Source organism: Nocardioides turkmenicus, from assembly GCF_011045035.1.
GTDB classification, from domain to species: Bacteria; Actinomycetota; Actinomycetes; order Propionibacteriales; family Nocardioidaceae; genus Nocardioides; species Nocardioides turkmenicus.
In genome coordinates this window covers 433,895-454,565 of the sequence record NZ_JAALAA010000001.1, presented here as the reverse complement: position 1 = coordinate 454,565, position 20,671 = coordinate 433,895, and the positions used below count along the sequence as shown (strand labels likewise).

The window sequence follows — 20,671 nt, the reverse complement described above, 5'->3', positions numbered from 1 at the left end:
CCCAGCACGCCGCCGAGCCCACTGCTCGTCGGCGGCGTGCTGGGGGCGGTGGCGGCCACGGTGGTGGCGGGCTGGGCGATCGACTTCTCGCTCGCGCCGGTCGTCGAGCAGTGGCCGATGCTGACCATGATCCTCGGGGAGGTCGTGCACCCGGAGTGGTCGGAGATCACCGACCCGTCCTCGCGGCTGTGGACCGCCCTCATGGAGACGGCCGCCATCGCGGTGATCGCGACCTTCGTCGGCTCGCTGATCGCCCTCGGCGTGGCGCTGCTGGGCTCCAAGGTCAGCGCGCCGACCGCGGTCTACCTGGTCACCAAGCCGGTGATGTCGGTGATCCGCTCGCTGCCCGACATGGCCTACGCGCTGGTCTTCGTCGCCGTCGTCACCGGCCCGCTACCCGGGATCCTGGCGCTGACCGTGTTCAACGTCGGCATCGTCGCCAAGCTGACCGCGGAGAGCATCGACGCCGTCGACCCAGGGCCGCTGGAGGCGCTCGACGCCGCCGGGGCGACCCGCTGGCAGCGTGCCCGAGCGGCGATCGTGCCGCAGATCCTGCCCAACTACGCCTCGTACGTCCTCTATGTCCTCGAGCTCAACATCCGCGCCTCCGTGGTGCTGGGTGCGGTCGGGGCGGGCGGCGTCGGGCAGCTGATCATGCTCTACTTCAACCGGGCCGACTATCCGCGGCTCGCGGCGGTCGTGATCGTCATCTTCGTGGTCGTCATCGCGATCGACCTGTTCTCGCAGGCCCTGCGGCGGAGGCTGGTGTGAGCGCGGAGACTCCGACGCGGCCGAAGCCGCCGCCGAAGTGGCCCTACACCCTGGCGGGCCTGGCACTGATCGGCATCGTGCTGGTCGCCGGATGGTCGCTGGACGACGCCAGGTGGGAGCGGCTGCCGCAGTTCCCCCGGGAGATCGTGCAGTACGCCGGCCGGATGCTCGACGGCGTGCTCACCTGGCCGGGAGCGCATCCCGAGGGCCAGGCCGATCCCGCGCTCACCTACGGCGACTGGTGGCTGCAGTCGCTGCGGCTGATGGGGGAGTCGGTGGCGCTCGCCTGGATCGGCACCTGCGTCGGAGCGCTGTTCTCCTTCCCGCTGGCTTTCCTGGCCGCCTCCAACACGTCGCCGTTGGTCCTACGGGTCCCGGTGCGACTCTTCTTCAACGCCATCCGCGCGGTCCCGGAGATCCTGCTCGCGGTGATCGTGATGCTGCCGCTGTTCGGGCTCAACCCGATGGCGGGGGCGATGGCGATCGGCATCCATTCGATCGGTTCGCTCGGCAAGCTCACGCTGGAGAACATCGAGGCGGTCGATCCGCGCCCGGTCGAGGCGGTCGCCGCCGCGGGTGCGTCGTGGTGGCAGCGGGTCCGGACGGCGGTGATCCCGCAGATGCTTCCGGAGACGGTGGCGTTCTGGCTCTACCGCTTCGAGGTGAACATCAGGGCAAGCGCGATCCTCGGCGTCGTGAGCGCCGGTGGAATTGGTGCGTTACTAAACCGTGTCCTTCGGGGCCGGGAGTGGGAATGGGGTGGAATCATGCTAGCTGTGATCATCATCGTGACGATCCTGGTAGACCAGCTGTCCGCAGCGCTGCGTCACCGGATCCTGCACGGCGCCGAAGCCACCGTGGTGGCGGCATGACGAGTGCGCCGGTTCTTCCAGCCATCCGGGCCGCGATGCCGCGGCTCAACCCGTCCGAGCGCGCGGTCGCAGAAGTGGTGCTGACTCGCTCGGAGTGGGCTATCGAGGCGACCACCGCCGAGATCGCCGCCGAGGCATCCGTCTCGACCGCGACCGTGGTCAGAGCCGCGCAGAGACTCGGGTTCCGCGGTTTCCCGCACCTCAAGGTGCTGCTGGCGCGCGATCTGGGCTCGGCCAAGACCGAGACGACCGAGGGAGGCAGCCCGCTGACGGTGGTGCGCTCCTTCTTCGCCGACATCGCCGACTCCGCCTCCGACATGGTCGGCCTCCTCTCCGAGGAGCAGGTCAGCCGGGCCGTGGAGCTGCTCGCCGAGGCGCGCCAGATCCTCGTCGCCGGCACGGGCGTCTCCTCGCCGGTCGCCAAGGACATCGCGATGAGGCTGGCCTCCCAGGGGCTCAGCACCGTCGCCCCGGGCGATCACCTCGATCAGCTCATCCGGGCCCGTCTGCTCCAGCCAGGCGACGTCTGCGTCGTCGTCAGCGGCACCGGGGCCACCGCGCCGACGATCCAGGTCGCCCAGGCCGCCGTCGCCGGGGGAGCGGCCGTGATCGCGCTGACCTCGTTCACCGGCACCCAGCTGACCAAGCTCGCCGAGGTCGAGCTGGTCACCCCGCAGGGTGGCCGTGCCGGGTTCCGTCAGGAGCTCGACTCGATCATCCGGATCCCGCAGCTCATCCTCGGTAACGCGCTCGTCGCCGCTGTGGCGGCCCGTGACCCGGAGGCCGCGGCCAACGTACGCGCCCGCGTGCTGGAGGTCGTCGGCGGCGAGCTCGACCCCCAGGGCTGAGTCCTAGAGATAGACAGCGAGCAGCTCCGCCTCGGCGCGGAGCTGCTCTGCTTTTTCACCCGCGCCGTGGGCCTCCAGGTCCGTCGCGGCGGCCAGCCGCTCGCTCTGCTCGGCGGAGACGATGGCGCGGACGTCGTCGTCGGTCAGCTCCCGCCTCGGAGCCTCGGTCGCCCCGAGGCCGATCGCCGCGCCGGCGATCGGGCCGTCGGCGGTGAGTGCCGACTCGGCCACCGGGAGCGCCTCTGCGTTGGCGACGGCGGCCAGGGTCGAGCGCAGCACGGCGGTCGCCGTGGTGTCGCGGGCCTTGCGGGCGGTGAGGAGATCGGCTCGGAGGCGAGCCTGGAGGCCGGTCATGTGCTGGACCCTAGGGTTCCTGCCGGGCCCGGGGCAATCGGGTTTCTGCCGGGAAAACGCACGTGGCGCCGTCCCCGGAGGGAACGGCGCCACGTGGCGTACTTGATGTGGATCTCGACCCGCCCGTCGCCCGCTCGCAAGCTCGCGGGCGGGGCTCGCTCGATCTCCTCCGGTCATTGGTGGGCGAGCAAGCTCGCCCACCAATGCGTCGGACCTCAGCGGCTGAGGGGCTCCTCGATCGCCGAGTGACGGTGATCGTCGAAGTCGTGACCGTCGACCTGGTGACCCTCGTGGGCGGCCAGGGCGTGAGCCTCGTGCTCGGCGTGGTGGTGTGCCTCGCTGAGCTCTTCGGCGGTCGGCTTGTCGACGTCGTGGTCGTAGTAGAAGGCGCGGAGCTTGGCGCGCAGCGACAGCTTGCCGTTCTTCTTCAGCTCCGGCTCGTCGCCGGTCCGGCCGCGGTCGCGGACGGTCATGGCGAAGGCCTCGTCCTCGGGAAGCGGGAGGTGCTTCTCGTGGTAGGCGCCCTCCGGCGTACGGATGACCGTGCCGGTCTCGTAGCCGTGCAGCAGCTTCTCGTTGTCGTGACGCTGCAGCGCGATGCACCAACGACGCGTGATGATGAACGCCGCGATCGGACCCAGGAACACGAACGCCCGCAGGAAGTAGGTGATCTGGTTGATCGAGAGGTCGAACTTGATCGCGATGATGTCGTTGCCGCCCGCGGCCCAGAAGCCCGCGTAGAACGTCATCAGGGCGACGAACGTGGCGGTGCGGGTCGGAGCGTTGCGCGGGCGCTGGAGCAGGTGGTGCTCGCGCTTGTCGCCGGTGATCCAGGCCTCGATGAAGGGGAGCAGCAGCACGACCATCCAGGCCACCATCGGCAGCACGATGACCGGGAAGAAGATGTTCCACGACCAGGTCGAGCCCCAGAAGTGCGACTCCCAGCCCGGCATGATGCGCAGCGCGCCGTCAGGCCAGCCCATGTACCAGTCAGGCTGCGAGCCCGCGGTGACCTTGGTCGGGTCGTACGGACCGAACTTCCACACCGGGTTGAGCGAGAAGAAGGCGCCGAGCAGGGCGGTCACACCGAAGGTGATGAAGAAGAAGCCGGTCATCTTGGAGATGTAGTTCGGCACCATCGGGTAGCCGACGACGTTCTTCTCGCTGCGCCCGGGTCCAGGCCAGTGGGTGTGCTTGTGGTAGATCAGCAGGATCAGATGGGCCCCGATCAGCGCCAGCAGCAGCGCCGGGATCAGCAGCACGTGGATCGTGAACAGGCGCGGGATGATGTCGTCGCCTGGGAACTCGCCTCCGAACAGGAAGAACGAGATGTACGTCCCCACGATCGGGATAGCCATGATGAACCCGTCCGCGGCCCGGATGCCGGTGCCGGAGAGCAGGTCGTCGGGGAGCGAGTAGCCGGTGAAGCCCTCGAGCGTGCCGAGGAGCAGCAGCGTCGCGCCGATGACCCAGTTGATCTCACGCGGCTTGCGGTGCGCGCCGGTGAAGAACACGCGCATCATGTGCACCATCATGCCGGCGATGAAGATCATCGCCGCCCAGTGGTGGACCTGACGCAGCAGCAGACCGCCGCGTACGTCGAAGGAGATCTCCAGCGTCGAGGCCATCGCCTCGGACATGTCGATGCCGCGCAGCGGTGCGTAGGAGCCCTGGTAGGTGATCTCGGCCATCGAGGGCTTGAACCACAGGGTCAGGAAGACACCGGTGACGAGCAGGACCACGAAGCTCCACAGCGCGATCTCACCCAGCATGAACGACCAGTGGTCGGGGAAGATCTTGCGGGAGAGGAACTTGCTGAAGCCGCTCAGGTTCAGGCGCTCGTCGGCCCAGTTGGCCGCCGCGCCGGCCTTGGTCGGCTTGCCCGCAGGCGTCGCCGGGTTGGTGCCGTTGCTGGCAGCAACCTTGGACGTGTCGGTGCTCACTGTCCGCCCTCCTTGTAGCCGTACTGCTCAGCATCGGCGGCGTGGTCCTCGGACCACTCGTCGAAGATCTCGTCGATGTCGTAGGTGTTGCGCTCCCAGTAGCTGACGCCCACAGGCTCAGGGTAGTCCGAGAGGGCAACGAGGAAACCGTCCGCGTCGACGCCCAGGGGCAGCTGCGGGAGGTGGCGGCCGGCCGGACCGAAGATGACCTTGCCGTGGTCGGCGAGGTCGAAGGTCGACTGGTGGCACGGGCACAGCAGGTGGTGCGTGGTGCGCTCGTTCAGCGAGATCGGGCAACCGACGTGGGTGCAGATCTTGGAGTAGGCCACGATGCCGTTGACCGACCAGTTGCGGGTCACGTCGTTGGTGATGTCGTTGGGGTCCATCCGAAGCAGGATGGTGGCCGCCTTCGACTTCGCGATCTGCAGCGGCGCGCCGTGGAGGCTGCCGTCGAAGATCGTCGCCGGCTCGGCATTGACCAGGTCACCGACCTCCAGGTCGCCCGGGCGGATCGGGGTGCCGACCACGTCGCGTACGACCCTCACGCCGGCGTCCCAGACGGTGTGCTCGAGGCCGGCGCCCGGGTAGGGCTGCTCCTCGGTGATCTGGGCGTTGGTCTGGCCCAGGTCCTTGAGCATCACGATCGCGGGCAGACCCAGCAGAGCGGCCGAGCCGATCATCGCGTTGCGGATGAAGGGACGGCGAGCCATGCCGGACTCGTTGAGCGCCGCCTTGAGCTCGGCGAGAGCGACCTCGCGCGTGGCGGGCGCGGGAGACGCCGGGTGGCGCTCCTCGCTCATCTCGATGTCGACGACCAGCTTGCGGGCCCACTGGATCACGCCGATGCCGAGGAACAGCAGGGCGAAGCCGAGGCTCGCACCCAGCGCCAGGTTGGAGGCGCCGTAGCCTGCCAGGACGTCACCGTCGTAGCCCGGCTCGACCGTGAAGTAGGCGACCACGAACAGCACCGAGCACAGCGCGGAGAGACCGAAGAAGAGGCTCACCTGACGCTCGGCGCGCTTCTCCGCCTTCGGGTCGACGTCGGTAGGACGCCAGTGATGCTCGTGCATACCCGGGTCGGGCAGCAGCGCGTCGGTGTGCGCGTTGAGCTCGGGGTGCGAGTCGTCGTGCTTCTCGATCTCGCTGAGGTCGCTGCTCACTTGGCAGATCCCTTCTTGGTCTGGTTGGTGCGCGTGGTGTGCGAGGCGATCCACACGGCGAAGGCCACCAGGACGCCGATTCCGACGATCCAGGCGACGATGCCCTCGGTCACCGGACCGAGCGAGCCATTGTTGAAGCCGCCGTAGTTGGGCTGCTCCCTCATCGACTCGACGTAGGAGATGACCGCCTTCTTCTCCTCCGGGCTGATGTTGCCGTCGGAGAAGGTGTCCATGGACTGCGGACCGGTCAGCATCGCCTCGTAGATGTGCTTCGGGTCGGTGTTGAGGATGCTCGGAGCCTCGCCGCCGCGCGGCATCGCGCCGCCGGCACCGGTGAAGTTGTGGCAGGCGGTGCAGTTGGTCAGGAAGATCTGGCCACCGAGGGTGACGGCCTCCTCCTTCTCCTTCTCGGAGGCGTAGGTCTCCGGGTCGTACTGCTCCTTGTCCGGGATCGCCGGGCCGGGGCCGAGGCTGGCGACGTACGCGGCCATGGCGTCGATCTCGTCCTGGTTGAAGCTGGGGTCCTTGACCTCGACCTGGGCGCCGGGCTGGGCCATCGGCATCCGGCCGGTGCCGACCTGGAAGTCGACGGAGGCGGCACCGACGCCGATCAGCGACGGACCGTAGAGCTTGCCGTTCTGGGTGGTGATGCCCTCACCGTTGGAGCCGTGGCAGGTGGAGCAGTTGATCATGAAGAGCTCTTTGCCCTCGGCGACGAGAGCAGCGTTGTCCTTCTCCTGCTCGGCCTGGGAGGCCGGAGCGAGAGCGGCGTACGCGCCACCCGTGCTCAACAGGGCGACCAGGAGCACGGCGGCACCGGCCAACGGGCGGCGACGGTGCCGCGACAGTCGACCGACGGAGCGGTTCAGTAGACGCACATTCAGTCCTTGGTCACTTGAGGAGGTAGATGGTCGCGAACAGGCCGATCCACACCACGTCGACGAAGTGCCAGTAGTAGGACACGACGATCGCGGAGACGGCCTGCTCGTGGGTGAAGCGCTTGGCGACGTAGGTCCGGCCGAGCACGAACAGGAAGGCGATCAGGCCGCCGGTGACGTGCAGACCGTGGAAGCCCGTCGTCAGGTAGAAGACCGAGCCGTAGGGGTCGTCGGGACCGGTGATGCCGCGGTTGAGGGCGATGCCTTCCTGCACCAGGGCGGCGTACTCGGTCGCCTGACCGGCGATGAAGACCGCGCCCATGAGGTAGGTGAGGATGAACCACTCACGCAGACCCCACAGGTGGATCGCGAGCAGGGAGCCCTTGCGCCCGACCTGGCCGCGCTCGGCGGCGAAGACGCCGAACTGGCAGGTGAACGACGACAGCACGAGGATGGTCGTGTTCACGGCCGCGAACGGGATGTTGAGCCCGTCGGTGTTGGCCTGCCACACCTCGGGGCTGACCGCGCGGATCGTGAAGTAGGCCGCGAACAGCGCCGCGAAGAACATCAGCTCGCTTGCGAGCCAGATGATCGTCCCCACGCTGACCATGCTCGGACGGTCGTGATGCCCGTGCAGGCGGGCTGTTGGAAGAGTCGATACTGTCGCCACGCCCGCCATTATGTCCTGCCCCTTTCCCAGAGTCTTCTTGGGACCCTGTGTGTCGTGCCCGAGGGTGCCTTCACAACCCTTGGACACCGCTCAGGCTCGGTGTGTGACATATGGCCGCGGACCCTGGTGTTGGCGCTAGCATCGGGGTGTGACCGACACCACCTCGAATCCACTGAAGATCCTCGTCTACAGCGACGACGTCGACGTACGCAAGCAGGTGATCCTCGCTCTCGGGCGCCGTCCGCACCCCTCTCTGCCGGAGGTGGAGTACGTCGAGGTGGCGACCGAACCGGCCGTGCGCGCGCAGCTCGACGCCGGTGGCCTGGCACTGGCCGTGCTCGACGGCGAGACGGCTCCGGCCGGTGGGCTGGGGATCGCCAAGGCGGTCAAGGACGAGGTGCGGGATGCGCCGCCGATCGTGGTCCTCATCGGTCGTCCTCAGGACGCCTGGCTCGCCACCTGGTCGCGTGCGGAAGCCACCGTCGCGCACCCGCTGGACCCGTTCGAGCTGGCCCGGACGGTCGTGGGACTGCTGCGCCCCGTTAACGTTGGCGCATGACGTCCGCCCCCAACTCCTGGCCCGAGGTCCTCACCACGCTGGTCGCAGGGCAGTCGCTGTCCGCGCACCAGGCGGCGTGGGCGATGGGGGAGATCCTCTCCGGTGAAGCGACCAGCGCGCAGATCGCCGCCTTCGCGGTGGCGCTGCGTGCCAAGGGCGAGACCGTCGACGAGCTCGCCGGGGTCGCCGACGGCATGCTGGCCAAGGCCAACCCGATCTTCGTGCCCGGGCGCGTGCTCGACATCGTCGGCACCGGTGGTGACCGGTCGTTCTCGGTCAACATCTCGACGATGTCGGCGATCGTCGCGGCCGGCGCCGGCGCCAAGATCGTCAAGCACGGCAACCGCTCAGCCTCCTCCAAGTCGGGGTCGGCCGACGTGCTCGAAGCGCTCGGCATCCGGCTCGACCTCGACGTCTCCCGGGTCGGCGAGGTGGCCGAGGAGGCCGGGATCACCTTCCTGTTCGCCGCCGCCTTCCACCCCGCGATGCGCCACGCGGCCGCCGCGCGGCGTGAGATCGGCATCGCCACCGTCTTCAACCTGCTCGGGCCGCTGACCAACCCGGCGCGTCCGGCGTCCTCCGCGATCGGCTGCGCCGACGCCTCCGCCGCGCCGGTCATGGCCGGTGTCTTCGCCCGTCGCGGCGTCGATGCCTGGGTCTTCCGCGGCGACGACGGCCTCGACGAGCTCACCACCACGACGACCTCCCACGTGTGGATGGTCTCGCAGGGCGTCGTCACCGAGGCGACCGTCGAGCCGCTCGACCACGGCATCGCCCGGGCCACCGCGGAGGACCTGCGCGGCGAGGACGCCGCCTACAACGCCGCCGTCGTCCGCCGGCTGCTGGCCGGGGAGAAGGGCGCCGTACGTGACGCCGTGCTGCTCAACGCCGGTGCCGCCCTCGCGGTCCACGACGCCGGCTCCGGCAGCGTCGACGAGCGGCTCGCCGGGGGGATCGCGCGGGCTGCGGAGTCGATCGACTCCGGAGCGGCGCAGGGTGTGCTCGATCGGTGGGTCGCGGCTACTTCGCGTTGAGGTAGGGGATCACGCGCCGAGTCGGCCCACACGAGTTAGTCCAGGCCGATGGAGAACGCGGCTTCCAGGTCGACCTGGGAGTAGGTGCGGAAGGCGATGTGGGTCTCGGTCTCGAGCACGCCGGGGACCTTGTTGACCTTGTCGGCGACGACCGCGGCCACGTCCTCGTGGGCGTGGACGCGCACCAGGGCGATCAGGTCGATCTGGCCGGTGACGGAGTAGACCTCGCTGACGCCGTCGATGGCGGCGACGGCCTCGGCCACCTCGGGGATCTGGGAGACCTCGGCATTGATGAAGACGATCGCTGTGATCACGCAGGTCACGTTAGCGGATCCGTCTAGAGCGCCGCTGCCCGCCGGCCCGCACCACCGATCGGGCAGGTCCAATCGCCTTCGATGTGGGCGAGGCGTACGCCCGGTGACTCCAGCCAGCGCAGCACCAGCTCGGTCTCCTCGGCACTCGCGGCCGGCACCGGGCCGGGCGCGTCCAGGACCGTCTCGGCGCTGAGCTGGAGGTCGGCGACATAGGCGTGCGCGTTGGCGTCGCGCGGGATCACGCCGGCCGCGGCGAGCCGGCCGTAGCGGACGACGTGGACCGCCCAGCGGCCGTCGTCCTCACGCCGGATCGCGGTGAGGTCGGGCAGGCGGGTCAGGCCGCTGAGCCGCTGGGTGCGGGCGGCCGCGCGCAGGTAGGAGGTCATCCGGTCGCGGTGGACGGCCGCCTCCTCGAACCGCTCCTGCTCCGCGAGGCCGGTGAGCCGCTCGGTGATCGACTCGACCACCTCGTCGGGCCGGTGGAGCAGCGACTCCCGGACCCGCGCCACCAACGCGGCGTACGTCTCGGCGGGCACGCTCTGGTCGCACGGGCTCAGGCAGCGGTGGAGCTCGGCGAGGACGCACGGCGTGCGGCGCGGGAGCAGCGGGAGCCGGTCGGAGCACTGCCGGATCGGGAACGTGTCGTGGAGCGCCTGGAGGGCCTTCTCGGCGACCTTCTTGGAGCCGAACGGGCCGAGGTAGTCCGCGTCGTCGTCGAGGACCTGCTTGACCAGCGAGAGCCGGGGCCACGGCTCTCGGGTGAGCTTGATGAAGTGCATCTTCTCGGGACGCCGCGAGCGGCGGTTGTAGGGCGGCTTGTGCTCGCCGATGAGCCGGAGCTCGCGCACCCCCGCCTCCAGCGCGGTCGCGCACTCGATGCCCTGCACGGTCGTGGCCAGCCCGACCATCTCGCCCATCCGGGAGCGGGTCTCGGAGGCCGTGAAGTAGGTGCGTACGCGGGTGCGCAGGTCCTTCGACGTGCCGATGTAGAGCACCCGGCCCTTCTCGTCCTTGAACAGGTAGACCCCGGGAGCGTGGGGCAGGTCCTCGGCCAGGTGGCGCTTCTTGCGCTGGGCGGTGGTGACCTTGGCCGAGAAGGCGGCCAGGTCCTCCAGCGTCAGCACGCCGAGGTTGCCGAGGCGCTCCATCAGGCCGTGGAGGACGTCGACGGTCGCGCGGGCGTCCTGGAGCGCTCGGTGGTTGGGGGTCGTGGGCGAGCCGAAGACCCGGGCCAGCGAGCCGAGCTTGTGGTTGGGTGCCTCGTCGCGGGTGACCACCCGGCGGGCGATCTTGACCGTGTCGAGCACCTCGAACCTCGGCCACGGTCGCTCCTGCTTCGCCGCGAAGTGCTTGAGGAAGCCGACGTCGAAGCCGGCGTTGTGGGCGACGAGCACGCAGCCCTCGGCGAACTCGAGGAACGCCGGCAGCACCGACTCGATCGTGGGGGAGGAGGCGACCATGGAGTTGGTGATCCCGGTCAGGACGGCGATCGACGGCGGGATGCCGGTGTGCGGGTTGACCAGCGTCTGGAACTCGCCCAGCACCTCCCCGCCGCGCACCTTCACCGCGCCGATCTCGGTGATCATGCCGCCGTTGTCTGGGCTCTGGCCGGTCGTCTCCAGGTCGACCACGCAGAAGGTGAGGTCGCGCAGCGGCCGGCCGAGCTCGTCGAAGCCACGCTGCGCCTCCCAGCGGCCCGCCGCCTCCTGGTGGCGGCGTGCCATGGCCCGGGCGCGCATCTCCTTCCGCGCCTCACGAACCGCCGCACTGCTCATGTTCGAACACACTAGCGGCCAGCGCCGACAGGATGTGTCAGCCCAGCAGCGGCGAGAGCGAGGAGAGCGGGACGGTGCGGGCACCGGCGCGGCGTACGTCCTTGATGATCTCGGCGTCGTCGGTGGCGACGAGGACGACGCGGCCGGCCGGCTCGGCATCGACGAGGTCGCGGATCACGTCGTCGGCGATGACGCCCTCGGGGGAGAAGAGGACCTTGACGCCGCGCGGAGGCACCGCGGTGGGACGTACGGAGGCGGAGTGGGCGTCGAAGACCACGGTCGTCTCGGCGCCGGTGCGGGCCGCGACCGGGGCGATCGCGCGCAGCAGCCGGAGCCGCTGGGCGTCGAGCGCCGAGTCGGGCCACAGGGCCTTGGAGACGTTGTAGCCGTCGACGATGAGCCGGACTCGTGGCATGGACAGGAACTGCTCGAGATGGGCGCTGCTGGTCACCCCGGCGCCGGCCGCGGCGTCGGCGGAGGCCAGCTCGGCCTCGACCCGCTCGCCCGGCGTGCCGGTGACCGGCGGCAGGGCGAGCTCGCGGCGGAGCCCGCCGGCGGCGTCGAGGAGGGTGTCGAGCAGGAACCGGGCGCGCAGGGAGGCGTCCTCGCGGTCGGTCTTCGACGTACGCCGCTCGGCGGCCGCCTCGCGCTCCAGCTTGTCGATCTGGCTGCGGAGCTGGCGCAGCTGCCGGTCGCGGGAGGCGAGCTCGTCCTCGGCGCGGGCGAGCGCCTCGCGAGCCTCGGTGAGGGCCTCGTCGAGCCCGGTGCCGGCCTCGCGGGCGGCGGCCCGGGCCTCGCCGAGCTTGCGGCGCAGCGTGGTGTTGTCGGCCTTGAGTTCGTCGATGCGCGCCTTGCGGTCGGCCCGCACCTCGCGGATCTCGTCCTCGGCCGCGGCGAGCTTGCTGCGCAGGCGGGCGACCTCGGCGTCGACCGCCGGGACGGAGGCGGCATCCAGCCGGTCCAGGGCCTCCTTGAGGGAGACCTCCCAGCCGTCGGGACGGACGAGCCAGGCGACGGCGGCCGCCTCGGCCGGGTCGTCGGGCAGGGCGACGTCGTCGCCGCCCTCGGAGACGTACGCCGGGCGCAGCTGGGTCCCGACCTTCTCCCGCACCTCGTCGTCGCTCTCGAGCACCGAGGCGATCATCGCGCCGCCTGCCTTGGCCCGCCGGGCGGGCGCGAAGTCGGCGATCCGCTTGAGCGCGGGCGGGAGGCGCACGACGTCGGGAAGCACCCCGGCCGTGAGCGCGACGATGCGCCCCCGGACCGTGTCGGGGAGCGTCGCGTACGCAGAGACCTCCATATCCCAAGTGTAGGGACCCGGCCCGACGATCGCCGCCTCGAATACCGCGCTGCGATGGTGGTGACACGCCGCACGCAACCGTACGAAAGCAAAATTGTCGGTGGTCGGTGAGACCGTCGCAGCATGACGACGAGAATCGACTGTGACACCTGCCTCGTGCGGGGACTGGCGTGCCACGACTGCGTGGTCACCGTGCTCCTCGGCCCGCCGCCGGAGCTGACCATCGAGGACGAGGAGCGCCGGGCGCTCGACGTGCTCGCCGATGGTGGGCTGGTCCCGCCGCTGCGGATGGTGGCTCTGCCATTAGTGGAGGGTATGTAGCCGAACTTTTGGGCGTGGGTGGTTGGCAGGTGGGGGATCCCGTCGGCTAGTGTGCGCAGGAACTTGGCACTCGTGGAAGTGGGTCAACCGGCTCACGCGAGTGTCGCGCTTAGTCCAGGTCCGCTTCGGGGCGGGCCAGGAGCCGGGGAACCACACCGATCATCTGGGGTGTATCCGCCGCAAGAGCGAACTGGGAGACCAGATCGAGGAGCGGCGGTAGGGCAGGTCGTGCCTGAACCCGTCAGCTCACCCGGTAGGCGTCCAACGACTACACAAGGAGACCGTCCGCTCGTGACACGCGACCGGAAGCGACTCATTGCCGGTGCAGCCGGCATCGCCGCCATCGGTGTCGCCGGGATCATTCCCGTGGCGACCCCCGCCCAGGCCGACCCAGACATCGACGACGTTCGCAAGAAGGTCGACAAGCTCTACACCCAGGCTGAGGCGGCCAACGAGGACTACAGCAACGCCAAGCTGCGGCTGCAGGACCTCAAGGACCAGCTCAAGGACCTCAACGCCGACGAGAAGCGTCAGAGCAAGGAGCTGGATAAGATCCGCGCCGAGCTCCGCGACTCCGTGCTGCGGCAGTTCGAGGGCTCCGACGTCTCGGCCGTCGGCCAGGTGATCACCTCCGAGGACCCCCAGGAGTTCCTCGCTGGTCTGGCCACCGTCTCGTCCTACAACGCGCTCCAGGCCAACCTGCTGGCCCGCTACAACACCGAGGCCGAGGCCCTCCAGGTGCGCCGCGAGGCCACCGAGGACGCGAAGGCCCAGATGGCCAAGGTCAAGACGACCATGCAGCAGAAGAAGAGCGAGATCGACAAGAAGTTCGAGGCGGCCCAGGCCGAGCTCGACGAGCTCGAGGCCGACGAGCTGGCGAAGATCCAGTCCACCGACACCAGCATCCCGGGCAACCTGCCGTCCCCCTCGGGCCGTGCCAAGGTCGCCGTCGACTACGCGCTGGCCCAGGTCGGCGACGCCTACGTCTACGGCGCCACCGGCACCGAGTCGTGGGACTGCTCCGGCCTCACCATGGGTGCCTGGGGCCAGGCCGGTGTCTCGCTGCCCCACTCCTCCTCGGCGCAGTACAGCAGCGGTCCCCAGGTCTCCCGCGACCAGCTCGCCCCCGGCGACCTGGTCTTCTACTACAGCCCGATCAGCCACGTCGGTATGTACATCGGCAACGGCCAGATCGTGCACGCCTCCAACCCGAGCACGGGTGTGAAGGTCTCGCCGATCGACGAGATGCCCTATACGGGCGCCGTCCGCCCGGGCTGAGCCCTTCGACAGGCTCAGGAACCATTGACCCAGGACCCCGAAGAGGCCGATCGTTCGCAGGTGCGAACGGTCGGCTCTCTTCTTTCCCGCATCCAGGCGCGCCCCTCCGTGATCGGGGCCGCGCTGGTGCTGGTGCTGCTGCTCGCCGGCTTCGTCGGCTGGCGGCTCACCGGCGGAGGCGAGTACGTCGCGCCCACCCCGACCACCGCGCCGGCCGTGCGCGCCGACACCGCGGGCGCCCGGGCCTCGCTGGAGCAGCTGGTCAGCGGCGTACGTGAGGGGGCGGAGCTCGACGGCGAGGACGCCTCCGCGGTGGCGGTGCGCAACGCGCACGCGATCGGCATCGAGGACGTCACCGCGAGGTACGTCGCCGAGGCGGGCAACGTGGAGCAGGACGGTTCCTGGGCGGCCGACGTCGAGATGTCCTGGCGCACTCCCGGCGACCCGGCGCTGACCGAGGAGCTGAGGGTCGGCTTCGACGCCGAGGGGGCGATCACCGGGTTCTCGGCCCCCCAGGGCACTCGGCTGCCGCTGTGGCTGAGCGGCCCGGTGGAGGTGCGCCGCACCGGCTCCACCCTCGTCGTCGCCCAGACCTCGACGGAGGTCGCCGACCGCTACGCCGAGCTGGCCGCCACCGCGGTCGCCGAGGTCCGCAAGGTGATCGGCTGGAACGAGCCGCGCCTGGTCCTGGAGGTGCCCGCCGCCGGCCTCGACGCCGCGCTCGGCGCCCAGCCGGGCACCTACACCGCCGTCGCCGCGGTGACCGCGACCGTCGACGGGTCGACCAAGGCGGGGACGCCCCTGCACGTGTGGGTCAACCAGGATGTCATCGGCGATCTGGACTCACCCGGCGCCCAGGTCGTCATCACCCACGAGGCGACCCACGCGGCCACCGACGCGGCGACCAACACCCGCCGGCCGATGTGGCTGACCGAGGGGTTCGCCGACTACGTCGCGCTCCGCGAGACCAGGCTGCCGTTGAGCAAGACCGCCGGGCAGATCCTCGCCCAGGTCCGCGAGAACGGCCCTCCCGACCACCTGCCGGGCAAGGCAGAGTTCAACACCCGCTCGGAGCACTTCGGGGCCGAGTACGAAGCCGCCTGGCTGGCCTGCGAGGTGCTCGCCGAGGCAGGCGGCGAGCAGGCCCTGGTCGACCTCTACGACGAGACCGGCCGCGGCATCGGTCTGGAGAAGGCCCTGCAGGCGAGCTTCGGCTTCGGGGAGGACGAGCTGACCGCCCGCTGGCGGAGCCATCTGTCAGACTCTGCGGCGTGAGTGGAGCGCGGCGTACGTCCTGGGTGGTTCTCGTCCTCGGGGCGGTCGTCTTCGTGGTGCTCGCGTGGGTGCTGATCCCGTGGCATCCCTACCCGGGCGGGCACCTCGACCTGCCTGACGAGCGGGACGTGTTCGCGACCGAGCAGCTGGAGCGGATGCTGGCCTACTCCGGCGCCGCCCGCTGGATCAGCCGGGCCTCGCTCGTCGTGTCGCTGCTGGTCGCCTGCGTGCTCGGATTCACCTCGCTCGGGCGGCGTCTGATCGCGCGGGTGCCCGGACCGTGGCTGCTCCGGGTGGTGCTGGCGGTCGCGGTGGTGACGCTGCTCGGCTGGGTCGCGACGCTGCCGTTCGGGGTGGCGATCCACCGGCTGCAGGTGCGCTACGGGCTCTCCAGGCAGGCATGGACGCCGTGGCTGACGGACTCGCTCCTCAACCAGGTCGTCGGCATCGTGACCACGTCCCTGGCGCTGCTCGCTCTCTTCGCCTGTATCCGCCTCGGCCGCCGGTGGTGGCCGGCTGTCGCAGCGGTCCTGGTCGCGGGTCTGGTGGTGCTCGCATCGTTCGTCTACCCGGTGGTCATCGAGCCGCTGTTCAACGACTTCGAGCCGCTGCCGCGCGGCCAGCTCCGCACCGAGGTGATGGCGATCGCCGAGCGCGAGGGGGTCGACCTGGACGATGTGCTGGTGGTCGATGCCTCCCGGCGTACGACCTCCCTCAATGCGTACGTCACCGGCTTCGGCTCCACCCGCCGGGTCGTCCTCTACGACAACCTCGTCGACTCCCAGCGCACCGCGGCCGCGCGCGGGGCGGTCCTCTCCGTGGTGGCCCACGAGCTCGCCCACGCCAAGCACGACGACGTCCTGGTCGGCACGGTCATCGGCGCGGCCGGCGCCGTCGTCGGCGTCGGTCTGCTGGGCGTGCTGCTCTCGTCCCGCCGCCAGGACGAGTACGCCACCCCCGAAGGCGTCCCGATGCTGCTGGCCGTCTTCGCGCTGGCGAGCGTGCTGGCGATGCCCGTCCAGAACGGGCTCAGCCGGCAGGTCGAGACCCGGGCCGATGTCGACGCGCTCCATGCGACCGGCGACCTGGAGTCGTTCACGCGGCTGCAGCACACCCTCGGCGTCCGCTCGCTCTCCGACCCGTCGCCGCCGAGCTGGTCGCACTGGTGGTTCGGGTCCCACCCGACGACGCTGCAGCGCATCGCGATCGCACATCGCGTTCTCGACTGAGATAAAGGCCGAGTCGGCGCATCCGACCCCTCTGGCTCGCTTCGCTTCGCCAGGCACGGGGTCAGATGCGCCGACTCGGCGCCACCAGAACTACTTTGCGTAGAGCGCGTCCACCTCGTGGCTGAACTCGCGCATGACCACGTTGCGCTTGAGCTTGAGGCTGGGGGTGAGCTGGCCACCCTCCTCGGTCCAGGAGTCGGGGATGATCACGAACTTGCGGATCGACTCGGCCTTCGAGACCGCCTTGTTGGCGTCGTCGACGGCGCTCTGGATCACCGCGCGCAGGTCCTCGTCGTCGACGAGGTCGTCGATGTTGGCGGACTTTCCGTTGGCCTCGGCCCAGGTGGGCAGCGCCTCGGGGTCGATGGTGACGATCGCGCCGATGAACGGCTGGCCGTCGCCGACGACGATGCACTGGTCGACGAGGACGTGGGCGCGGAGACGGTCCTCCAGGACGGCCGGGGCGACGTTCTTGCCGCCGGCGGTGACCAGGATCTCCTTCTTGCGGCCGGTGATCCTGACGAAGCCCTCGTCGTCGACCTCGCCGAGGTCGCCGGAGTGGAACCAGCCGTCCTCGGTCTTGGCCTCGGCGGTGGCGGCGGGGTTCTGCCAGTACTCCTTGAGCACCTGGCCGCCCTTGAAGAGCAGCTCGCCGTCGTCGGCGACGCGCACCGAGGTGCCGGGCAGCGGCCGGCCGACGGTGCCGATCTTGAACGCCTCGGGCAGGTTGACGGTGAGCGCGGCGGTCGTCTCGGTGAGGCCGTAGCCCTCCAGGACGGTGACGCCGATGCCGCGGTAGAAGTGGCCGAGGCGGTCGCCGAGCGGCGCGCCGCCGGAGACGGCGTAGGAGCAGTTGCCGCCGAGGGCGGCGAGGAGCTTGCCGTAGACCAGCTTGGAGAACAGCTTGTGCTTGGCGGCGAGCAGGAGCGGGGCCTTGCCGGTCTCGGTGGCGCGCGAGTACTCGATCGCGACCTCGGTCGCCATGTCGAAGATGCGGCCCTTGCCGTCGGCGACGGCCTTCTGCGAGGCGGTGTTGTAGACCTTCTCGAACACCCGCGGCACGGCCAGCACGAAGGTCGGCTGGAAGGTGCCGAGGTCGGCGACGAGGTTCTTGATGTCCGGGGTGTGGCCCAGGCGGGTGCGGGACTTGATGCAGCCGATCTGGATGATCCGGGCGAAGACGTGCGCCAGCGGGAGGAACAGCAGCGTGCTGCGGCCCTCGATGCTGAACAGCGCGTCGAGGGAGTCGACGACGACACCCAGCTCGAACATGAAGTTGCCGTGGGTGAGGACGCAGCCCTTCGGGCGGCCGGTGGTGCCCGAGGTGTAGATCAGGGTCGCGGTGTCGTCGGGGGTGACCGCGCTGCGGCGGGCCTCGAGCTGCTCGTCGGTGATGTCGGTGCCGAGCTTGACCAGCAGGTCGACGGCGTTGTCGTTGATCGACCAGACGTTGTTGAGGGCGGTGCAGCCCGCGCGGACCTCGTTGATCCGGCTCATGTGGCCGGCGTCCTCGGCGATCACCGCGACGGTCGAGGAGTCCTGCAGGATCCACTCGATCTGCTCGGCGGAGGAGGTCTCGTAGATCGGCACCGTCGTCGCGCCCGCGAACCAGATCGCGTAGTCGATCAGCGTCCACTCGTAGCGCGTCTTCGAGAGCAGCGCGACCCGGTCTCCAGCGCCGACGCCCGCCGCGATCAGGCCCTTGGCGACCGCCGAGACCTCACCGAGGAACTGCGCGGCGGTGACGTCGACCCAGCCATCGTGACCCGGGCGGCTGAGGACTGCCACGTCGGGTGCCTCGGCGGCGTTGCGCACGACATCGTCGGTCAGGTTGCCGGTGGGGGGAACAACGTACGTCGCGGGCGTGGAGAACTCGCGCACAAGGGCCTCCGCATACTGATGGTAGGTGGGTACGAACCGGAGGTTACCCCCGTCACAGCCCGACCATTTCACCGGGATGCTATCCGGTACGCTCCATGGCACCTAGCAAGTCAGGGAGTGAGGACACCACCGATGGCCGATCAGACCACCTCGACGATCGTGATCGAGGCCGCGCCCTCGGCAGTGATGGCGGTGATCGCCGACTTCAAGTCCTACCCCGCCTGGGCCAAGGGCATGCAGGAGGTCAGCGTCGTCGAGACCGGCGTCGACGGGAGGGCCGAGCAGGTCCGGTTCGTGCTGGACGTCGCGCCGATCAAGGACGAGTACACCTTGGCGTACGACTGGGACGACGACCGCCAGGTCACCTGGTCGCTGGTCAAGGGCAACCTGCTCCGTTCGATGGACGGTGCCTACATCCTGCGTGACCTCGGCGGTCGCACCGAGGTCACCTACCGGCTCGCCCTCGACCTGAGCATCCCGCTGATCGGCATGCTCAAGCGCAAGGGCGAGAAGGTCCTGATCGACACCGCCCTGCGAGGCCTGAAACAGCGAGTCGAATCTTGAGGATCCTCCTCTTCACCGGCAAGGGCGGCGTCGGCAAGTCGACCGTCTCGGCCGGCACCGCGGCGATGTCCGCGGCCCGTGGGCTGCGCACGCTGGTCCTCTCGACCGACGCCGCCCACTCGCTGGGTGACGCGTTCGGGGTGGGGCACGCACTGGGCTCCGAGCCCGTCGAGGTCGCCGACAACCTCTACGTCCAGCACGTCGACGCCCAGCGCCGCTTCGAGGAGTCCTGGGCCGAGGTGCAGGGCTATCTGCTGAGCGTCCTGGACACCATCGGGGTGGACCGGATCGCGGCCGAGGAGCTGACGATCATCCCCGGCGCCGAGGAGGTCTTCGCGCTCCTGGAGCTGCGCCGGATGGCCGTCTCGGGGGAGTGGGACACGATCGTGGTCGACTGCGCTCCCACGGCCGAGACGCTGCGCCTGCTCGCGCTTCCCGAGGCCCTGGGCTGGTATCTCGAGCGCATCCTCCCGGTCCAGCGCACGATGGTGAAGGCGCTCAAGCCGGTGCTCACCAAGGCCGCCGGGGTGCCGATGCCCGGTGACTCCGTCTTTGACGCCCTGGTCCGGCTCCATGGCGAGCTCGCCGAGGTCCGGGAGCTGCTGTCAGGCCCCGAGGCATCCGTACGCATCGTGCTGACGCCCGAGCGGGTCGTGCTCGCCGAGGCGCGACGGTCGTGGACGACGCTCTCCCTCTACGGCTATCGTGTCGACGGCGTCGTCGCCAACCGGATCTTCCCGGCGGGCGGCTCCGACGACTGGCGGGCTGGCTGGGTCAAGGCGCAGGACGACGTGCTGAGCGACGTCGGGGCCTCCTTCGAGGGACTGCCGGTCTGGCGCTCGTTCTACCGGCCCACCGAGCCCGTGGGGGTCGAGGATCTGCGCGAGGTCGCCGAGGCCGCCTATGCATGGACCGGCAGCGTCGACCCGCTCGCCGTCCCCGACACGCCGGCCCCGTTCCGCACCGAGACCGATGGTGAGACCACTGCCGTCCGGCTGGCGCTGCCCGGCCTGGCCCAGTGGGTCGAGCGCGACCAGGTGCAGCTGGGCCGCAACGGCGACGAGCTGGCCATCACCGTGGGCGCCTACCGGCGGCTGCTGACCCTCCCGGCGGCACTCGCCCGGATGCGCGTCAGCGGGGCGCGGGTCGAGGGCGGGGAGCTGCGAGTAACGTTTTCTCGGCAGACGACGAACACCGAGAGTGAGACATCGTGAGCGAGCAGCGCCACGAATGGGCCGAGGAGCCTTTGGGGTCGACGGCCGAGGAGCTCGGCCGGCTGATGGAGGCCATCGGCGAGTGGGCCAAGGACTCCCGGATCGGCCACCTCGCCGAGGGGCTCGGGGACCATCTCGGAACGGGGGCACCGGAGTGCACCTACTGCCCGCTGTGCCGTACCGTTCATGTCCTCCGGGAGTCGAGCCCGGAGGTCAAGATGCATCTGGCCAGCGCTGCCGCATCGTTGATGCAGGCCGCGGCCACGGTGCTCAACGCGGCGGCCACGAGTCCGGGTGCAGGCCCCAGTGAAGGACCCAGTGAAGGCGAGGATGCTCACAGTGATGGCGTGCGGGCTGAGGAAGATGCGACCCGGGAATGGGCGCACCGCTCAGAGAAGGTCGAACGGATCGATCTCGACGGCTGGAGCTGA

General features: G+C 69.9%; 21 protein-coding genes and 1 riboswitch. Of the genes, 12 read left to right on the top strand and 9 right to left on the bottom strand.

Features of this window, described 5'->3' with window-relative positions; all coding sequences use genetic code 11:
* The 3 genes from phnE (G5C66_RS02190) to G5C66_RS02180 form a co-directional block, all read left to right on the top strand.
* Positions 1–771 (top strand): phosphonate ABC transporter, permease protein PhnE (gene phnE / locus G5C66_RS02190; RefSeq protein WP_165109243.1); only part of this gene is annotated, 771 nt, incomplete at its 5' end.
* Positions 768–1,643, top strand: a complete 876-nt coding sequence (gene phnE, locus G5C66_RS02185) for a phosphonate ABC transporter, permease protein PhnE (protein ID WP_165109241.1) — start codon at positions 768–770, stop codon at positions 1,641–1,643. The genes phnE (G5C66_RS02190) and phnE (G5C66_RS02185), both read left to right, overlap by 4 nt.
* Positions 1,640–2,491, top strand: a complete 852-nt coding sequence (locus tag G5C66_RS02180) for a MurR/RpiR family transcriptional regulator (RefSeq protein ID WP_165109239.1) — start codon at positions 1,640–1,642, stop codon at positions 2,489–2,491. The genes phnE (G5C66_RS02185) and G5C66_RS02180 overlap by 4 nt, the downstream gene beginning before the upstream one ends.
* Before the next feature lie 3 nt (positions 2,492–2,494).
* Here the strand turns inward: G5C66_RS02180 and G5C66_RS02175 are convergent, their stop codons facing one another.
* The 5 genes from G5C66_RS02175 to ctaE all read right to left on the bottom strand — a co-directional run bounded on the left by G5C66_RS02175 (position 2,495) and on the right by ctaE (position 7,505).
* Entirely contained in the window at positions 2,495–2,845 is a 351-nt protein-coding gene (locus G5C66_RS02175) for a GatB/YqeY domain-containing protein (RefSeq protein ID WP_165109237.1), read from the bottom strand.
* A gap of 215 nt (positions 2,846–3,060) precedes the next feature.
* Positions 3,061–4,788, bottom strand: a complete 1,728-nt coding sequence (gene qcrB, locus G5C66_RS02170; protein WP_165109235.1) for a cytochrome bc1 complex cytochrome b subunit — start codon at positions 4,786–4,788, stop codon at positions 3,061–3,063.
* On the bottom strand, positions 4,785–5,948 hold the full coding sequence (gene qcrA / locus G5C66_RS02165; RefSeq protein WP_165109233.1) for a cytochrome bc1 complex Rieske iron-sulfur subunit: 1,164 nt from the start codon (positions 5,946–5,948) through the stop codon (positions 4,785–4,787). Before qcrA ends, qcrB begins: the two co-directional genes overlap by 4 nt.
* Positions 5,945–6,826: a cytochrome bc1 complex diheme cytochrome c subunit gene (gene qcrC / locus G5C66_RS02160; RefSeq protein WP_165109231.1), complete on the bottom strand. Its 882-nt coding sequence runs from the start codon at positions 6,824–6,826 to the stop codon at positions 5,945–5,947. The genes qcrA and qcrC overlap by 4 nt, the downstream gene beginning before the upstream one ends.
* A 13-nt stretch (positions 6,827–6,839) precedes the next feature.
* A complete protein-coding gene (gene ctaE / locus G5C66_RS02155; RefSeq protein ID WP_206443581.1) occupies positions 6,840–7,505 on the bottom strand; it encodes an aa3-type cytochrome oxidase subunit III in 666 nt (221 codons plus the stop codon).
* 139 nt (positions 7,506–7,644) lie between these two features.
* Here ctaE and G5C66_RS02150 point away from each other — a divergent pair, with 139 nt between their 5' ends.
* Positions 7,645–8,055 carry an Rv3143 family two-component system response regulator gene (locus G5C66_RS02150; protein ID WP_165109227.1) on the top strand — a complete coding sequence of 137 codons (411 nt, stop codon included), beginning with the start codon at positions 7,645–7,647 and terminating at the stop codon, positions 8,053–8,055.
* Complete coding sequence (gene trpD, locus G5C66_RS02145) at positions 8,052–9,089, top strand: anthranilate phosphoribosyltransferase (protein WP_165109225.1); 1,038 nt, start codon at positions 8,052–8,054, stop codon at positions 9,087–9,089. Before G5C66_RS02150 ends, trpD begins: the two co-directional genes overlap by 4 nt.
* Positions 9,090–9,124: 35 nt before the next feature.
* Here trpD and G5C66_RS02140 read toward each other — a convergent pair whose 3' ends face one another.
* From G5C66_RS02140 to G5C66_RS02130, 3 genes are all read right to left on the bottom strand, one after another.
* Positions 9,125–9,403, bottom strand: a complete 279-nt coding sequence (locus G5C66_RS02140) for an Lrp/AsnC ligand binding domain-containing protein (protein ID WP_165109223.1) — start codon at positions 9,401–9,403, stop codon at positions 9,125–9,127.
* A gap of 23 nt (positions 9,404–9,426) precedes the next feature.
* The gene (locus G5C66_RS02135) at positions 9,427–11,127 is read right to left on the bottom strand and encodes a DEDD exonuclease domain-containing protein (protein ID WP_165109310.1); all 1,701 of its coding nucleotides are present in this window, start codon (positions 11,125–11,127) and stop codon (positions 9,427–9,429) included.
* Positions 11,128–11,215: 88 nt separating this feature from the next.
* Positions 11,216–12,478 (bottom strand): NYN domain-containing protein, encoded by a 1,263-nt coding sequence (locus G5C66_RS02130; RefSeq protein ID WP_165109221.1) that lies wholly within the window; start codon positions 12,476–12,478, stop codon positions 11,216–11,218.
* Between the two features lie 123 nt (positions 12,479–12,601).
* Between G5C66_RS02130 and G5C66_RS02125 the strand changes: the two genes are divergently transcribed.
* The 4 genes from G5C66_RS02125 (at position 12,602) to G5C66_RS02110 (ending at position 16,581) form a co-directional block, all read left to right on the top strand.
* Positions 12,602–12,799: a hypothetical protein gene (locus G5C66_RS02125; RefSeq protein WP_008363129.1), complete on the top strand. Its 198-nt coding sequence runs from the start codon at positions 12,602–12,604 to the stop codon at positions 12,797–12,799.
* Between the two features lie 96 nt (positions 12,800–12,895).
* Positions 12,896–13,075: riboswitch (cyclic di-AMP (ydaO/yuaA leader) on the top strand.
* Positions 13,076–13,090: 15 nt separating this feature from the next.
* The gene (locus tag G5C66_RS26700; protein ID WP_165109219.1) at positions 13,091–14,077 is read left to right on the top strand and encodes an NlpC/P60 family protein; all 987 of its coding nucleotides are present in this window, start codon (positions 13,091–13,093) and stop codon (positions 14,075–14,077) included.
* Positions 14,078–14,137: 60 nt separating this feature from the next.
* Complete coding sequence (locus tag G5C66_RS02115) at positions 14,138–15,352, top strand: hypothetical protein (RefSeq protein WP_165109217.1); 1,215 nt, start codon at positions 14,138–14,140, stop codon at positions 15,350–15,352.
* On the top strand, positions 15,349–16,581 hold the full coding sequence (locus G5C66_RS02110) for a M48 family metalloprotease (RefSeq protein WP_165109215.1): 1,233 nt from the start codon (positions 15,349–15,351) through the stop codon (positions 16,579–16,581). Before G5C66_RS02115 ends, G5C66_RS02110 begins: the two co-directional genes overlap by 4 nt.
* Before the next feature lie 90 nt (positions 16,582–16,671).
* Here the strand turns inward: G5C66_RS02110 and G5C66_RS02105 are convergent, their stop codons facing one another.
* Positions 16,672–18,462, bottom strand: a complete 1,791-nt coding sequence (locus G5C66_RS02105; protein ID WP_165109213.1) for an AMP-binding protein — start codon at positions 18,460–18,462, stop codon at positions 16,672–16,674.
* Positions 18,463–18,594: 132 nt separating this feature from the next.
* On the opposite strand from G5C66_RS02105, the gene G5C66_RS02100 reads away from it, so the two are divergent.
* The 3 genes from G5C66_RS02100 to G5C66_RS02090 are packed head-to-tail and all read left to right on the top strand — an operon-like array spanning position 18,595 to position 20,671.
* Complete coding sequence (locus G5C66_RS02100) at positions 18,595–19,026, top strand: SRPBCC family protein (RefSeq protein ID WP_165109211.1); 432 nt, start codon at positions 18,595–18,597, stop codon at positions 19,024–19,026.
* A complete protein-coding gene (locus G5C66_RS02095) occupies positions 19,023–20,240 on the top strand; it encodes an ArsA family ATPase (protein ID WP_165109209.1) in 1,218 nt (405 codons plus the stop codon). The genes G5C66_RS02100 and G5C66_RS02095 overlap by 4 nt, the downstream gene beginning before the upstream one ends.
* A complete protein-coding gene (locus G5C66_RS02090; protein WP_165109207.1) occupies positions 20,237–20,671 on the top strand; it encodes a DUF5304 family protein in 435 nt (144 codons plus the stop codon). Before G5C66_RS02095 ends, G5C66_RS02090 begins: the two co-directional genes overlap by 4 nt.

Excerpts from the sequence above, each read along its gene's own strand:
- G5C66_RS02100 (WP_165109211.1), top strand. The coding sequence starts at position 18,595 with ATGGCCGATCAGACCACCTCGACGATCGTGATCGAGGCCGCGCCCTCG.
- trpD (WP_165109225.1), top strand. The coding sequence starts at position 8,052 with ATGACGTCCGCCCCCAACTCCTGGCCCGAGGTCCTCACCACGCTGGTC.
- ctaE (WP_206443581.1), bottom strand. The coding sequence starts at position 7,505 with ATGGCGGGCGTGGCGACAGTATCGACTCTTCCAACAGCCCGCCTGCAC.
- G5C66_RS02175 (WP_165109237.1), bottom strand. The coding sequence starts at position 2,845 with ATGACCGGCCTCCAGGCTCGCCTCCGAGCCGATCTCCTCACCGCCCGC.
- G5C66_RS02180 (WP_165109239.1), top strand. The coding sequence starts at position 1,640 with ATGACGAGTGCGCCGGTTCTTCCAGCCATCCGGGCCGCGATGCCGCGG.
- G5C66_RS02130 (WP_165109221.1), bottom strand. The coding sequence starts at position 12,478 with ATGGAGGTCTCTGCGTACGCGACGCTCCCCGACACGGTCCGGGGGCGC.
- G5C66_RS02125 (WP_008363129.1), top strand. The coding sequence starts at position 12,602 with ATGACGACGAGAATCGACTGTGACACCTGCCTCGTGCGGGGACTGGCG.
- G5C66_RS02135 (WP_165109310.1), bottom strand. The coding sequence starts at position 11,127 with ATGGCACGCCGCCACCAGGAGGCGGCGGGCCGCTGGGAGGCGCAGCGT.